Genomic DNA, 15,565 nt, shown 5'->3' with positions numbered 1-15,565 from the left:
CTTCAGTAGTGGGCCTCACTCAAGGATTTCGAGTGTTAAATATCCGTTTCTAATACCCAGCTGCGCCCTCGCCATAGCCATCCCTGAAGCCGTTAATATCGAAGGTTCACTAGCACGCAATGGAATAACATCCCCTGCTTTCAAAGAGGCAACTTGGGATAAACTCATTACCGGCTCTGCGATCGTACATGCGGTACTCACCTTGGTATCCAGTAAAGACTGACCCAATTCTCTGCGCCACTGAGTCGTATTCCCCGACTGCTCTACCGACTCATTTTTGCTAAGTACATCAATAACCGGTTCTAACATCGTTAAGGGCAGCGTTATATGAAACTCACCACCGCCACCGCTATCAAGCTCTATTTGAAAGCGGCACACCACAACGTTATCGGCCTGGCCGGTAATTGACGCCAACGCGGGATTTACCTCCATTACCATAGGCTCACACACAACCGTCTCGACTAAACGCCAAGCCTTTTCATAATCTGTATGTGCTCGCTCAGTGACACGACGAATAACACGGCGCTCCACCTTGCTGAAATCCCGCCCATCAGCATGCCCTTGGGTGCCATTGCCACCAAAGAACATATCTACTAATCGATAAACCAAGCGGGCATCAAAAACAACCATACCAACACCACTTAACGGCTGCAGTCGCATTAAATTTAATGACGTAGGTACATACAGGGAATGCAGGTATTGACCATAAGGCTGGAGTTGCACATCAATAGCAGCAACCTCAACATTTTGGCCAAGCACATCGGAAATACTTTCACGAAAATATTCTGCAAATCGCTTATTGATGTGTTCCAAGCCGGGAAGACGTCGTTTCTTTAACCGGCGCCGGCTTGCTAAATCAAATGAGCGTGCAGTAACAGGATGGGAATTATTGGGATCTGATTGCAATGCTGGCGACTGCACATTCGCCAGTAGGGCATCAATTTCTGCTTGAGAAAGTAGCTCCTTCACCATTAAGTCCGCACCAGTAAGCCAAAAACAACAATTAAGGTACTAAGAGCAAAACTCGAGCCACATTATTTATAATAAAATCAACAGCTTAAAATAAATTCTTGCTGTCAAAAAAATGACAACCTTATAAAGGCTGCGCCAACCACCCCCTTATTTGCCTCATCGCCTCCGCAAAGCAACGCTTTGCATTACTGAAGTCTTGCTCAATTTCCTGAAAGCTTGCATCCCGGCCACGCAATTCCAGACCTCGAAAATGTTGCGAAAGGTTTTCTGCTCCCAAAGCCGCAGCGCCGCCCTTCATGGTATGAGCGATTGTTCTAAGCGTTTCAGCGTCTTTATTTTCAATCGCTTTTTCAAGGCAATCTAAACGGGCTTGTGTATCAAGCTCGAATTCATCAACTAAAATAAAGACGTCCTCTTCCATAAACTCCCTAAGCTCTTGTAGCAAAGCCAAATTCAATGCAGACATCAATAAATCATCCTTGGGTAAACCGGTATAAATGGTACTTTGATTATATAAACTAAATGTAGTTAGCATGAGCGACAATGATCCCCCAAGCGAGAGATTTTATCTATATGCCAACCAACCGATCGCTAAAACACATCAATTTTACGCGCGTCCAAGATAATTTCCCCGACTGCCGCCATTTGTTTTGCTATTCTCACAATTTCAGATTGCGCTGCATGCACTTCGGCCTGAGTGAAACGCTTAGATAACGCAACTACAGCCTGCTTCTTCTGCTGTCCTAACGCCTCAATAAACTTGCGACGCAGCTGTGCCGTTGTTTCAGATAAAGCAGGCGCCAGTACTTCTGCTGCTAATTGCCGCACTAAAACCTCAATATCGTGCTCAGCCATATGACTAAATTGAGCAAAACCAAACATCAACTCTTCCACTCGTGCGGCTTGCTCTGGCTGATTCTCCCTCAACGCATTAAGCAAACTACTTTCAGCCCCAACATCCATTTCGTTGAGCAATGCCGCAGCCACTGAATCCCCAGTCATTGTTCGACCTAATGGCCGGCCAATATTAGAAAAATATTGTTCAAGCAACCAATCTAACTCTTCAAGCGCTATTGGGGTGATATGTTTTAACGCAGATAAGCGGCTTAACAAATCCAGCCGTCGCTCTTCTTCAAAAGCCAGCAAAACGTCACTACCCTGCGCAGCATCTAGACACGCTATAACCACTGCTTGGATCTGCGGGTGTTCACGGCGAATAATATCGACAATGGTTTGTGGTTCTAGCCACTTCAATTTAGCAATATGTTTTGACTGGCCATGCAGAGCCAAGCGGTCACTAAGTAGTTTGGCATGCTCTTCACCTAAGGCCTCTTGTAATAGATTAAGGACCCTATCACCAGCGCTTGCCTTAACACCCGAGTAACTTTTTACATCACGATGAAAGCGCCCAAGAACTTGAGTAAATTCACTTCGGCTTGGCGCATCCATACTACTCATCACCGCAGCTAGCCGGTGCACATCAGCAGGTGGCATATTCTTTAAGATCGCGGCTGCATCACTTTTATCGAGTGACATTAGCAACGCAGCGGCTTGCTCAGCATCAGAAAGATGTATCGCCTCCGTCACCGGTCTTTCACCCCGTTCAGCCAGTCACTCATCACACTGGCGACCCGAGCCGGCTCGTCAGATGCGATCAACTTAAACCGCTGTAATTGGTCTTGGTAAGCATTTCTTGCATGCTCAACCTTTAAAAGTTGATTTTTATAGCGAAAGCTGGCCCAAGCAAACCCACAAACACCAATAAACAACACGATCAGACCAAGATAGGTCCGCTGAATAAGCGACAACCCCAGCACGTTCTCTTTACGAGCCGCTATATGAGAAAATTCATGAAATTGCAGCGCCAAGCTATCACCCCGTGAAGCATCCATTGCCAATCCCGTACTCACAATGGCGGTAATTGCCTGCGCCAACGTCCCACTGCGCTTAGTCTCATTAACCAAAATCAATACAGTCTTAATCTCACTACTCTCGGTAGACGATGAATCTAATTGACCCGTTATCTGTACCATCACATTAATATCGCGTACATCAGCCACTGAGCTCACCAATTTCAAGGCTTTAGCTTCAAGATAAGCTTCTCGCTGACTGCGGGGATCATTGGCAGGTTTGTCGTCAATCTCAACGCTACTGAATCGCCACTGCACCCACCCCGCCTGCAGCAAAATAGTAACCGCGATAACAATCAAAGCAGTCATTAAAAAAATCATAGCTAAGCTTGGCGTCGATAAAGGATTTGCTTCAGCTGTATTTTCTGACACCAACACCCCCACTTACCGTCAATATAATGACAAGAGAATCAATTCGTCACGGCCCGCAACCCCTAAGCCGTCAATAAATTGACAAAACTAATTTTAATTCATTCGATAAAGACATAAAAACACCCATTACTGCCAATGAAGCAGTATTCAGGCCACCACAACAAATACAGTCGCAATAGGAAGGTAGAAAAGCTATGATAAAAGGTGCCTAACAATCACTAAAAGTCAGTCATTAGAGCCTTTGCAAGAAACACACAAGCTAGAGTTAATTAATTTGTACCAGCTCAATCTTGTCATTATGCGCGCTTGGTACACCGCCCACGTCCACAGTCTGAGTAGAATCAAAACCATACTCTTTACGGTCGCCGCTACGATCAATTGTCAGAGAAGCAAAATCAAACAAGCTAGCATCAGCCATCTGTGAGGGAGCGATATTTTGCATGGATGAAAAAATCTTCTCAATGCGACTACCATCGGCTTTCTCCCAATCCATCAACATCTTGCGGATATTTTGGCGCTGGAGATTTTCTTGCGAGCCACAGAGGTTACAGGGAATGATGGGAAACCCCTTATGTGCAGAGAATGCTTCGATATCACTCTCACGACAATACGCTAAAGGCCTAATCACAATATTGCGTTTGTCGTCTGACAACAATTTTGGGGGCATTCCAGATAAGCGAGAACCATAAAACATATTAAGAAAGAGGGTTTGGACGATATCGTCCTTATGATGACCCAAGGCGATTTTTGTCGCGCCAATTTCTTCAGCAAAAGCGTAAAGGGTGCCGCGGCGAAGTCGCGAGCACAGCCCGCATGTCGTTTTGCCCTCCGGAATTTTTTGCTTAACAATCGAGTAGGTGTCTTTATTGACGATATAGTACTCAATACCCAAGGTATCGAGATAATTGGGAAGCACTTCTTCGGGATAACCTGGCTGCTTCTGATCCATATTCACCGCTACTAACTCAAACTTTACCGGCGCGCTCTTTTGCAGGTTCATCAAAATATCGAGCATGGTATAACTGTCTTTGCCCCCAGACAGACAAACCATGATCCTGTCACCCTCTTCTATCATTTTATAATCTTCTATCGCCTGCCCAGTAAAGCGGCGCAGACGCTTTTGAAGTTTATTGAATTCAAGTTTTGGCAAGCTGGACATAATGCGCAAATCTAATAAAGGAGTGGGCTGCGCATTATATAGAAAGGCGTACTCAGCGGCCACAAACTCGTAGCAATCCACATAACAGCGGCCATAATTTGGCCTTTACCGACTCAAGCACTGGCAATCAGCCGCAGAGATGACTATCATTAGGCCGCCAAAATCTGCTGGCATGAGGTGTCTTGTACACGGCCAGACCCCGGCACGGGTGCATGTCGGTTTGTGTAATCCACATCCGATCGCACCCGCTCAAAAATCCGACAATTAACAGAAAGGGAATCGCCCAATGAAACAACCCGTTCGCGTCACCGTTACCGGTGCAGCCGGCCAAATTGGCTACGCACTTCTTTTCCGTATCGCTTCCGGCGCCATGCTGGGCGACGACCAACCCGTTATACTGCACCTTTTAGATATCACTCCTGCAATGGACGCTCTACAAGGTGTGCGCATGGAGTTAGAAGACTGTGCATTCCCTTTACTAGCTGGCGTTGTATGTACTGATGATCCAAACGTTGGCTTTAAAGATACTGACTACGCCCTTCTTGTTGGTGCCCGTCCTCGTGGCCCCGGCATGGAACGTAAAGACCTTCTAGAAGCTAATGCGGCTATCTTCTCTGTTCAAGGCAAAGCCATTGACGAGAATGCTAGCAAGAACATTAAAGTATTGGTTGTTGGTAACCCTGCAAATACCAATGCATTGATCACTCAGCGCAATGCGCCATCAATTAGCCCACGCAATTTCACAGCCATGACTCGCCTGGACCACAATCGCGCCATGACTCAAATTGCTATCAAAACCGGTAAAACGGTAAATGACGTCACCAATATGACCATCTGGGGCAACCACTCAGCCACTCAATACCCAGATTTATTTAACGCTAAAGTAGCAGGCCAAACCGCGACCGAACTCGTTGATCAAGCATGGCTTGAAGCTGACTTTATCCCAACAGTACAGCAACGCGGTGCAGCGATCATCAAAGCTCGTGGCGCTTCTTCTGCGGCTTCTGCAGCTAACGCGGCCATTGGCCATATGCGTAGCTGGGCACTAGGTACAACAGGCGATGACTGGGTATCTATGGGCGTTTACAGTGATGGAAGCTACGGCATTGCCGAAGGCCTTGTCTATTCTTTCCCATGCCGCTGCAAAGACGGCGAATGGGAAATCGTTCAGGGTGTTGAAGTGAATGACTTCAGCCGCGGCAAAATGCTTGCTACAGAGCAAGAGCTTGCCGAAGAACGCGACGGTGTTAAGCACCTACTACCCTAAGCGCTTAACAGCTAGGTGGTAAGAAAAGGCGGCCATTGGCCGCCTTTTTTATTGGCGAGTAACACGCATAGGCGCCACTCATTAATAATTTAATGTCATGAACAATGACTAAACAATAAAAATCAATTACCGTTAAAAATGTAGAAACAAAAATGAGGAATGACACTAATGAACGTCTCCGACGCTCTAAAAACCCGTCGCTCAATACGGGGATACAAACCTGACCCCGTTGCACCAGAGCTCCTTGAAAAAATATTTGATCAGGCGCGACTAGCCCCATCAAACTGCAATACTCAACCGTGGCATACCGTGGTTGTCTCAGGCCAAGCACGTAAAGATCTACAAGCGGCAATATTTGAAGAGATAATGTCTGGCAAGACACCCTCACCCGTATTCACTCCCGGTGATAGCGGCCTCTCAGGTGTATACAAAGAAAGGCAATACCAATGCGCATTTACCTACTACGGTGTAATGGGTATTGAGCGACACGAGAAAGAAAAACGACAGCAACTCGCCCTTAAAAACTGGGAATTTTTCGATGCGCCTCACGTTGCGTTTATCTCCATGCCGGCAAGCATGGGCCCCATTAACGCCATAGATATTGGGCTTTATTTGCAAACACTCATGCTTTTGCTCGTCGAAAATGGCCTAGCAAGTTGCCCACAAGGTGCCTTAGCATTCTACCCAGATCCCGTATTCAAAATTGCTAACATTCCAGAAGGTAACGCGATTGTATGTGGGATATCTTTTGGTTATGAAGACGTAGGGGCTCGAATTAACGACGTGATTATGGACCGCGACCCATTGACTGACCTAGTGCAATTTATCGACTAAGCAACACCTCAACAGCCATTAGCGTTGCGCGCTATTAGCACGCAACGCTTAAAAAGCCTTACCACTAATCAATAAACGATGAGATTAAGTATTTATAAAATACTACGACTGCGTTGTGGCTTATCAAATTTGCTGATTATTTCAGCAATTTATTAAAAAGTACTGCTCGCCTGACTTAACGATGAATACCCAGCAACAAATCTCCTACCTTACCCTTCGCTTTGTAACTCGCATAAAGCACATAAGGAAACGTAAACATGCCGCCCATAACAACACTTAAAAAACCAAAAACATACGCCTTTCCATCAGCGCCTTCACGCCATACAACCCAAGCTGCCAGTAAAAATAAATGAATTAAAAAATCAATATCAAATTGGCTCCGCCAACCCAGTTCCATAATGTCAGAAATAGCCAATGCCGGCCAATTAATACCTTGCGACAAAGACGCAACAATCGTAATTGCATATATCCCGATGGTCGAAACAAACAAAGAAACCCTTAAAACATTCATATTATTTTACCGTTTAAGTGGAAGTGGTTTTTGAAATAAACATCTTCAGATAGTCATTATTATCATTTAAAACGCCGAGGATCATATCACTCGCTCATACCCAACTACACCACCATTTTTTGTTGCCATACTAGGTTTAAAACACATTAGTATTAACAGTATAAACGCCATAGAGGCATTCAGATTTTCACCCTCATCATTACAGACTATTTGAACGGGTACCCCCCTACGCTTTATTATCAAAATTTATTTGTAACGATTCAAAACAAGTTGATTCAAGATAGTTAATTCTCGGCTTGTTCGAACGCCCTTTAAAGAGGTTCCATTGTCTTTTTCACGTTTAGCAACAAGGAAGCCCATTACGGCGCCACCTCAAATCATTCAATCCTGCCTTATATGAATTAATATCTGCTTCGATACAGATCTAAATGGAGTGACTAGAAGCTCTTAAAGCATGAAATGGCTTGTCGCGGGGCGACTTACCCCAAGATCTTCGCTAAACTTACCAACTTTGTTGATATTGTTAGGAATATCCAAAAAAAACACATGACACCAGATATAATCACTGTCAACATTACGGCAGTATGACAAACAAAAAGCAATGACTATGAACATGATTAACACGAACACAAGCTACCATCACGGCAACCTCCGTCAAGAGCTGATGGCACTTGCTGAGCAACATCTGGTAAATGATGGTATTGGTGAGCTTAGCTTGCGCGCTCTGGCACGGGAAATTGGTGTCTCTCAAACCGCTCCCTACCGCCATTTCAAAGATAAAAATGCCTTACTGGCAGCCTTGGCTACCGAGGGGTTCAAGCGTTTTTTTGATTACTGCATCCCCAGTGAGCAAGAGGCCCGTGCTGATATTAGTCTTTTGTACTTTGGCCTTGGTTATGTGAAATTTGCCAAAGCTCATACCGAAATGTTCCATTTGATGTTTGGCCCAGTATTACAACCCAGAAACGAATACCCCGAACTTTTTTCGGCTGGACGAGAGGCTATTTATAAAGTTCGTGCAGGTGTAGAGCGTGGATTTAAAACCGGCGAACTCAGAGAGCTAGATGATGCTGCATCAATAGCTCACACAGTTTGGGGGGCAGTACATGGTGTGGCAACATTGATGCTAGATCACGCTGACACCTATGGCTATCACCGTGATGTAGACCTGCAGGCAGAAAAATCACTGCGCATGATGATAGCCGGCTTGTGCACAGATCCGACAGAGATCTCTCAGCTACCCACAACATTGACACCCTACCCTCCTGAAGAGTAATCATTAATCCGTCAAATTTTTAGCGTGTTTGACGCAATACGACCAGAGGTGGGCGGGTAATTAATTGCCGGCACGCTATCCAGGCCAACACACACATGGTGACAGCACCAAGCAACGGCGTCATAAAAAACACCTTGCCATGCAATACCACCTCCATGTCTAACAACCAATATTGCACAGCCGCGAGCACAATATTACTTCCCACCGCCGCTAATAACCCCGATAGCAAGCCCATCGCAGAAAACTCCAACAACAAGCCGCTCACAATCAATTTTTTACTTGCGCCTAAAGTTCTTAAGATCGCATTTTCTTGTAAACGACTATCTAAACTTGCCAACACATTTGCCACGGCAACAAGTAATGCACAAACCACCACCAGCATAAGCACCAAGCCAATAGCGGTAGATACTTGGCTCACCACGGTTTTCATTTGCTGAATAACCGTATCTATTTCAATCAATGTTAGCGTCGGGAATTGCCTCATTAGATCGCCAAGCAAGGCTTTTAAGGAGCTAGGTAGATAAAAACTGGTGATATAACTACCGGTATAACTCTCTAAACTGTTAGGTGGAAACATAAAGTAAAAATTGGGACGCATACTCGTCCAATCTAAACTGCGAATGCTACTCACCTCTGCACTAAGCAACTGACCGCCAATATTAAATTGCAGCGCACTACCGATGGTTAACTTCAAATTCGTTGCCAGCTCTGCTTCCACTGATACCGGAACCATATCGGGATTATTCAATGAGACTTCAGGCCACCAGAGGCCAGATAGCACTTTATTGTCATCCGGCAAATCCTTTGCCCAGCTTAGATTAAGTTCTCTATCAATACTTCCATCGCTGGCATCTACACCGTCAATCTCCGTTATTTTCTGTTGATCAATATGGGTTAGACGGCCTCGCACCATAGGAAATAAACCGGCATGTTTCAGCCCATTCTGCTCAAAAAAAGTCTGTAATGGCGTTATTTCTGCTGGCTGAATATTAATCAAAAAATGGTTGGGAGCATCCTCTGGAAGCTGTAACTGCCACTCTTCTAATAGTGACGAGCGCAACACACCAAGACTAGTCAACACCATTAACGCCAAGGAAAAACTAGCAACTTGAAAAGCATTTGTAATACGCCGGCGATAAATAGCGGCAAGCGCAATTCTTAACGCCCCTCCAGCCCGAGCAAGCATTAAACGACGAGCAAATGAAATAAGAGACAAAACCAATATGCTAGACAGTACACCAGTGACTAGGGCGGCAACCAAAACTGCAGCGCTCAACATGACGTCACCGCTGTACCACCACATTAACAATGCGAGACCTGCAACACCGATGATAGAAGCACCAAGCAAACCCGTGGAGTTATTATCTTTATCACGCCGCAAAACTAGCAATGGTGAAACTTTGCTTAAAGCCAACACTGGCGGCATGGCAAATACCGCAGTACAACCCAGGGCGGTTATCCCTCCGATCATTAAAGGCCGCCAAGTTGCTGCGGGAATCTCAATTGAGATTAATGACGCTAAGCTGGTAAATAACGCCCATTGCAGTCCGTGGCCACCCAGACCACCAACAAGAATGGCAAACAGGCAAAGTAGACCTAGCTGAGTACCATAATGCAACAACACTTGCCGCCGACTTGCACCAAGAGCCTTCATAATAGCGACACTATCAGTATTGCGCTCTCCATAGCGGCGTGCTGCAAGCGCAATTGCCGCGCCTGCTAGCGCAACCCCCAAGCTCGCCGCTAACAATAAATAGCCTTCTGCACGCTTCAATGTTGTCGCCATCGCCGGTTGGCCATCGCGTACATCCTGCCAGCGTTGGCCATCAGCCAATTTGGGGGCTAGCCATTGCGCATAGGCCTCTAGCACTTCTTCTGAGCCCGCAAATAAATAACGGTAACGCACTAGGCTGCCAGGCTGTACAACGCCGGTCTCGGCTAAATCTGCAAAGTTAATCAACGCCCGAGGTGCGAGCATCTCATTCATATTGCCTTGGTCAGGTTCACTAATCAGCGCATGACTGGCAAGGAATTGCTTATCCCCTACATCAGCTGATTCACCAACCTCCAAATTTAATAAGGCAAACAACCTAGAGTCCATCCACAATTCGCCAGCCTTAGGGCCAGCTGCCTGCATTATCGCTTCACCAAATAAGGTGTTACTGGTTCCTACGTTTCCAAGTAAAGGGTAATCATCAGAAACGGCACGTATCGACGCTAGCCGCATGCCATCACCGGCATAAATCATCGATCTAAAACTCGCGACTGTCGCCGTTTCCAACCCGCGGCTACGGGCCTCAACAAGCCACCCATCAGGAATGGTACGCGCGGTTTTCAATACTCGGTCAGCAGCTAAAAAATGATGGCTCTGCTGCTCCATACTGAGACTTAAACGGTCTGAAAACCCCGCAATACCACTCACTATCGCCACAGCCAAGGCTAATGAAAAACCCAGCAAACCCAGCTCACCACCACGCCAAGCACGCGTTAAATGACGCAAACCCCGCATTATCATAGCGATGAATCCGAGTCAGACGGCGTTTCGGTTAATAGCCCGTCGTGCATTAACAAAGTACGCTCACAACGCCGCGCCAAACCAAGTTCATGGGTTACGAGGACTAAGGTCGTTTTACTTTGCTTATTTAATTCAAACAATAAATCAATAATACGCTGACCCGTTTGCTCATCTAAGTTACCGGTGGGCTCGTCAGCAAACAGTATATTTGGTTCAACGGCAAACGCTCTGGCCAAAGCCACTCGTTGCTGCTCTCCGCCAGACAAGACCCTAGGATAATGCCCTGCACGGTCAGCAAGGCCGACCTTATCGAGAAATTTCTTTGCTGTACTTGCCGGCGAGCGATGGCCAGCCAGCTCAAGAGGTAGCATTACATTCTCTAAAGCCGTCATCCCCGCCAATAACTGAAAGGACTGAAACACAAATCCAACGTGCTTTGCCCTCAATGCTGCGCGCTCATCCTCATTCATCAAACTTAGATTTTCTTCGTGTAGAATAATATCGCCGCTACTCGCATCATCTAAGCCCGCAAGAAGACCCAACAAGGTAGACTTACCCGCACCCGATGCACCAACGATGGCGACACTTTCACCCGCCTTGATTTTAAAGTTAATCCCTTTCAGTATGTCTAATTCTTGGCCGCCGGTGACAACCGTTTTACAGAGATTATTAACGCGAATCATGATGAAAAAAAATTCCCTAAGTTGGTCGCAAGGTTTACATCTTTTACGAAATAAGCTTGTTGCTTACAGCGTATTTAGCCTGATCATCCTAGCCAGCACACCCTTTTCGTACGGCTCTACTGACCCTAAAATATTGGTTCTTGGCGACAGCCTAAGTGCTGCCTATGGTATAGCCCAAAAAGAGGGCTGGGTGAATCTCCTGAAAAGCCAAGTAAGCAGTGATACCACCATTATCAACGCAAGCATTAGCGGTGAAACCACCGCGGGTGGATTACAACGTCTGCCAACACTACTGAAAGAACATCAGCCGGACATCGTTGTCATTGAGCTTGGCGGCAATGACGGTCTTCGCGGCTACCCTATTTTAAGCATACGTAATAACTTAAAGCAGATGATCACCACGAGTACCCAAACCGGCGCCCAAGTCCTGTTACTTGGAATGAAAATACCGCCAAATTATGGAAAACGATATACACAGGCTTTTGAGCAAAACTATACGGTTTTAGCCGACGAGCTTGACCTACCCTTGATACCTTTTTTACTGGAATCAATTGCCGGCAACACCTCGCTTATGCAAAAAGACGGCATCCACCCTACAGCTGAAGCCCAGCCTATAATAGTACAGAACGTATTACCCATGCTGCGAGAGATGTTGGATTAAGTTTTTGTAAGCCAGCCTATGATTGTCAAAACTTGAGAGATTTAATGGCTACACAAGACGATTTTTTTGAACTAGAGACAGTCAATAACGTCATTTTGTTTGACGGTGTCTGTAAACTTTGTCATGCATGGGCACGCTTTATTATTGCATTCGACAAAGCCAACACCTTTAAATTGGCCTCAGTACAATCACCCGAAGGCACCGCAATTACCGACCACTATCAGTTGCTACCCAGTAATACCGTGAATATTCAGTACGACACCCTGTATTTTCTTGCCAAAGGTCGAGTGTATAAAAAAAGTACCGCCGTTTTGCACATTTTAGCCGCTATGCCCTACCCATGGAGAATAGCCAGTATATTCCGCTTAATACCCCTAGCCATTCGCGATTTTCTCTATGACCAGCTTGCAAAATATCGCTACACCTTATTCGGCAAATACAAACAATGTAGATTACCTAGCACCAATGACAAACAACGATTTTTAACGTTTAAAAAATCAGCCGGCTAAACGGCCCATTTATACCAGCTTCAGAGGGTCTAAAAGTTCAGACAAGCGTTCACGACTCAAGTCAGTCATTTCTTCTGCAACATCAATAATAGGACGCTGCTCTGCATAAGCCTTTTTCGCGATATCAGCCGCCGCCAAATACCCGATGACTGGGTTTAATGCGGTTACCAGTATCGGGTTTCTAGCAAGGTTTTCACTTAATACACGCTCATTTACCACAATGTCTGAAATGCATTGATCCGCCAATGCCCGACAAGCATTGGTCATTAAATCGATACTTTGCAATAAATTATAAGCAATGAGCGGGAGCATAACATTGAGCTGGAAATTACCTGACTGACCAGCCACGGTAATACAGCTATCATTACCGATAACCTGAGCTGATGCCATCGCCACTGCCTCAGGGATAACTGGGTTTACTTTACCAGGCATAATACTGCTGCCCGGTTGCAGTGCCGGCAAGCTTATCTCGGCCAAGCCGCTAAGCGGACCACTATTCATCCAGCGTAAATCATTGCTTATTTTAAGCAGACTTACCGCCAGCGTTTTTAGCTGTCCCGACACGGCTACCGCCGTATCTTGGGACGATAATGCTTCAAATAAAGAAGGGTTAGGCACAAAAGATAAACCAGTATCCAAGCTGATGGCGGCACAAAACTTCTCAGCAAATAAATCAGGTGCATTCACCCCCGTACCTACAGCAGTACCACCTTGCGCCAGCTGACATAAACTTTTTTTCGATTCATGTAATCGTTTTCCTGATTTATGGACCTGCTCCGCCCAAGCCCCTAATTCTTGAGCTACAGTCAACGGCATGGCGTCCATGAGATGAGTTCGGCCGGTTTTAATCATGCTCCCTGTATCACGAGATTTGGCTCTTATTGCCACTTCTAGATGGTCAATAGCGGGTATTAAATTCTCATGGATCGCCATTGCTGCACTAATATGAATAGCGGTTGGAATCACATCATTGCTACTCTGGCTCATATTAATGTGATCATTTGGGCTGACCACTAAATCACCGTGCTCGCTAGCAAGGTTAGCGATTACCTCATTAACATTCATATTGGTACTGGTGCCACTTCCGGTCTGAAAAACATCAACGGGAAACTGATCGTCATAATCTCCGGTAAGAAGTTTATCGGCAGCACTGGTTATTGCGATAAACAAAGGCTCAGACATCAGCTCTTCCTCGCGGTTAACCATTGCCACACAGCGCTTTATACGCACAATAGCGTGTATAAATTGGCGAGGCAGAGTGAGACCACTAATGGAAAAATTATTAATTGCGCGCTGTGTTTGCGCACCGTAATTAACGCTTTGAGGCACCTGCACCTCCCCCATGCTATCGTGCTCTATTCGATAGTCAGTCATAGCTTTCCCCTGTTGTCACAAAAATATATCGTTCAGCCACACAGCTATTCTCTGTTATGAATAGTGACATCTTTATATCAGCCCTGTTACCAATAAAAACCACGATAAAGCACCGCAGCCCAACAGCTCATCACACCATTTATTGTTTCAACCGGGCATCACGCTCGTGTTATCGACACTAAATGCTTAAAATGGCGCCAATTCAAAGGGAGATATTAATGTCTGATTACCAAAATGCCAGCACAGAAGAATGGCTTCAGTGGGACAAAGATCACATCTGGCACCCCTACTCATCAATGCTAAACCCAGCCAAAATGGTCCCTATTGTTTCTGCAAAAGGCGTTAGACTCACTCTAGCTGATGGCACAGAGCTTATCGATGGCATGTCTTCTTGGTGGTCCGCCATTCATGGATACAATCATCCCAAACTCAATGCTGCTGCAACTAAACAGCTGCAAGCCATGTCACACGTCATGTTTGGTGGCATCACTCATCCGGCAGCCGCTGAGCTTGGTAAACGCTTGGTAGACCTAACACCCCCCCCGCTCAGCAAAGTGTTCATCTCTGATTCTGGGTCTGTTGCCGTTGAGGTTGCCATCAAAATGGCACTGCAGTACTGGTACTCCATCGGTAATCAAAACAAAACTCGCTTAATCGCCCTACGCAACGGCTACCATGGTGACACATTTGGTGCGATGGCGACCTGCGACCCTGTTACAGGTATGCACCATTTATTTAATAAAGTATTACCCTCTCATATTTTTGTTGAATCGCCACCCACCGCATTTGGTGAAGCAGCCAGCGATGACGACCTATCAGCGATGACTGCTGCCTTGCAAGAGCATCATCATGAACTAGCCGCCGTCATTGTTGAGCCAGTTGTTCAAGGCGCTGGTGGAATGCGCTTTTACAGTGGCGACTACCTTCGCCGACTTCGATCATTATGCGATGAATACAATGTACTGCTAATTTTTGACGAGATTGCCACTGGGTTTGGCCGCACAGGGAAACTATTTGCCTGTGAGCATGCCGGAATTAGTCCTGACATTATGTGCCTCGGTAAAGCATTAACAGGAGGGTATTTATCTCTGGCAGCAACACTGTGTAACGACCGCATCGCAGAGGGAATTTGTCATGGTGAAGCGGGTGTATTCATGCATGGACCAACCTTTATGGGTAATCCACTAGCCTGCAGCATTGCCAATGCAAGCATTGAGCTACTGTTAAGCAGTGACTGGGAATCTAACATTCGACGAATTGAAAAAATACTTAGTCGAGAACTTAGTAAAGCAGTAAATTTACCCTCAGTGGCTGATGTTCGTTGTTTGGGGGCAATTGGGGTTATTGAGTTAAAAGACAGTGTCGACATGGCAAGCATCCAAGCCCGCTTCATTGATAAAGGAATATGGATTAGGCCTTTCGGAAAGTTAGTTTATACCATGCCGCCATATATTATTAACGACACTGACTTGATCCAGCTCTGTCAGCACCTTGTAGCCGCGGTAGCCGAAGAGGAATAACA

At 45.9% G+C, this 15,565-nt stretch carries 15 protein-coding genes; 6 read left to right on the top strand and 9 right to left on the bottom strand.

Features of this window, described 5'->3' with window-relative positions:
* Window positions 1-15 precede the first annotated feature (15 nt).
* The 5 genes from fliM to ttcA all read right to left on the bottom strand — a co-directional run bounded on the left by fliM (window position 16) and on the right by ttcA (window position 4,413).
* A complete protein-coding gene (gene fliM, locus AELLOGFF_RS06910; RefSeq protein WP_159267986.1) occupies window positions 16-972 on the bottom strand; it encodes a flagellar motor switch protein FliM in 957 nt (318 codons plus the stop codon).
* Window positions 973-1,093: 121 nt separating this feature from the next.
* On the bottom strand, window positions 1,094-1,507 hold the full coding sequence (locus tag AELLOGFF_RS06905; RefSeq protein WP_159267985.1) for an Hpt domain-containing protein: 414 nt from the start codon (window positions 1,505-1,507) through the stop codon (window positions 1,094-1,096).
* Between the two features lie 56 nt (window positions 1,508-1,563).
* Window positions 1,564-2,559 carry a flagellar motor switch protein FliG gene (locus tag AELLOGFF_RS06900; protein WP_159267984.1) on the bottom strand — a complete coding sequence of 332 codons (996 nt, stop codon included), beginning with the start codon at window positions 2,557-2,559 and terminating at the stop codon, window positions 1,564-1,566.
* Window positions 2,556-3,254 (bottom strand): hypothetical protein, encoded by a 699-nt coding sequence (locus AELLOGFF_RS06895; RefSeq protein WP_159267983.1) that lies wholly within the window; start codon window positions 3,252-3,254, stop codon window positions 2,556-2,558. The genes AELLOGFF_RS06900 and AELLOGFF_RS06895 overlap by 4 nt, the downstream gene beginning before the upstream one ends.
* Window positions 3,255-3,519: 265 nt before the next feature.
* Window positions 3,520-4,413: a tRNA 2-thiocytidine(32) synthetase TtcA gene (ttcA, locus tag AELLOGFF_RS06890; RefSeq protein ID WP_159269309.1), complete on the bottom strand. Its 894-nt coding sequence runs from the start codon at window positions 4,411-4,413 to the stop codon at window positions 3,520-3,522.
* A 286-nt stretch (window positions 4,414-4,699) separates the two neighbouring features.
* Between ttcA and AELLOGFF_RS06885 the strand changes: the two genes are divergently transcribed.
* Both AELLOGFF_RS06885 and AELLOGFF_RS06880 read left to right on the top strand, forming a co-directional pair.
* Window positions 4,700-5,680: a malate dehydrogenase gene (locus AELLOGFF_RS06885; RefSeq protein WP_159267982.1), complete on the top strand. Its 981-nt coding sequence runs from the start codon at window positions 4,700-4,702 to the stop codon at window positions 5,678-5,680.
* A gap of 168 nt (window positions 5,681-5,848) precedes the next feature.
* Window positions 5,849-6,514 carry a nitroreductase gene (locus AELLOGFF_RS06880; RefSeq protein WP_159267981.1) on the top strand — a complete coding sequence of 222 codons (666 nt, stop codon included), beginning with the start codon at window positions 5,849-5,851 and terminating at the stop codon, window positions 6,512-6,514.
* A 175-nt stretch (window positions 6,515-6,689) separates the two neighbouring features.
* Here AELLOGFF_RS06880 and AELLOGFF_RS06875 read toward each other — a convergent pair whose 3' ends face one another.
* A complete protein-coding gene (locus AELLOGFF_RS06875) occupies window positions 6,690-7,025 on the bottom strand; it encodes a hypothetical protein (RefSeq protein ID WP_159267980.1) in 336 nt (111 codons plus the stop codon).
* 613 nt (window positions 7,026-7,638) lie between these two features.
* On the opposite strand from AELLOGFF_RS06875, the gene AELLOGFF_RS06870 reads away from it, so the two are divergent.
* Complete coding sequence (locus AELLOGFF_RS06870; RefSeq protein ID WP_159267979.1) at window positions 7,639-8,301, top strand: TetR/AcrR family transcriptional regulator; 663 nt, start codon at window positions 7,639-7,641, stop codon at window positions 8,299-8,301.
* A 19-nt stretch (window positions 8,302-8,320) separates the two neighbouring features.
* Here the strand turns inward: AELLOGFF_RS06870 and AELLOGFF_RS06865 are convergent, their stop codons facing one another.
* Complete coding sequence (locus AELLOGFF_RS06865; protein ID WP_159267978.1) at window positions 8,321-10,816, bottom strand: ABC transporter permease; 2,496 nt, start codon at window positions 10,814-10,816, stop codon at window positions 8,321-8,323.
* Window positions 10,813-11,499 (bottom strand): ABC transporter ATP-binding protein, encoded by a 687-nt coding sequence (locus AELLOGFF_RS06860; protein WP_159267977.1) that lies wholly within the window; start codon window positions 11,497-11,499, stop codon window positions 10,813-10,815. Before AELLOGFF_RS06860 ends, AELLOGFF_RS06865 begins: the two co-directional genes overlap by 4 nt.
* On the opposite strand from AELLOGFF_RS06860, the gene AELLOGFF_RS06855 reads away from it, so the two are divergent.
* Together AELLOGFF_RS06855 and AELLOGFF_RS06850 are read left to right on the top strand one after the other, a co-directional pair.
* A complete protein-coding gene (locus tag AELLOGFF_RS06855) occupies window positions 11,498-12,160 on the top strand; it encodes an arylesterase (RefSeq protein ID WP_235035739.1) in 663 nt (220 codons plus the stop codon). The genes AELLOGFF_RS06860 and AELLOGFF_RS06855 overlap by 2 nt on opposite strands.
* A gap of 44 nt (window positions 12,161-12,204) precedes the next feature.
* Window positions 12,205-12,669 carry a thiol-disulfide oxidoreductase DCC family protein gene (locus tag AELLOGFF_RS06850; RefSeq protein WP_159267976.1) on the top strand — a complete coding sequence of 155 codons (465 nt, stop codon included), beginning with the start codon at window positions 12,205-12,207 and terminating at the stop codon, window positions 12,667-12,669.
* Between the two features lie 9 nt (window positions 12,670-12,678).
* On the opposite strand, the gene AELLOGFF_RS06845 is transcribed toward AELLOGFF_RS06850, so the two are convergent.
* Window positions 12,679-14,043, bottom strand: a complete 1,365-nt coding sequence (locus AELLOGFF_RS06845) for a class II fumarate hydratase (protein ID WP_159267975.1) — start codon at window positions 14,041-14,043, stop codon at window positions 12,679-12,681.
* Window positions 14,044-14,261: 218 nt separating this feature from the next.
* Between AELLOGFF_RS06845 and bioA the strand changes: the two genes are divergently transcribed.
* A complete protein-coding gene (bioA, locus tag AELLOGFF_RS06840) occupies window positions 14,262-15,563 on the top strand; it encodes an adenosylmethionine--8-amino-7-oxononanoate transaminase (protein WP_200842618.1) in 1,302 nt (433 codons plus the stop codon).
* The last annotated feature ends 2 nt before the right edge of the window (window positions 15,564-15,565 follow it).

The sequence above is a fragment of the Zhongshania aliphaticivorans genome (assembly GCF_902705875.1).
Lineage (GTDB): Bacteria > Pseudomonadota > Gammaproteobacteria > Pseudomonadales > Spongiibacteraceae > Spongiibacter > Spongiibacter aliphaticivorans_A.
Note: the sequence above shows the minus strand (reverse complement) of the source record. Positions and strands in the feature narration are given on the sequence as shown.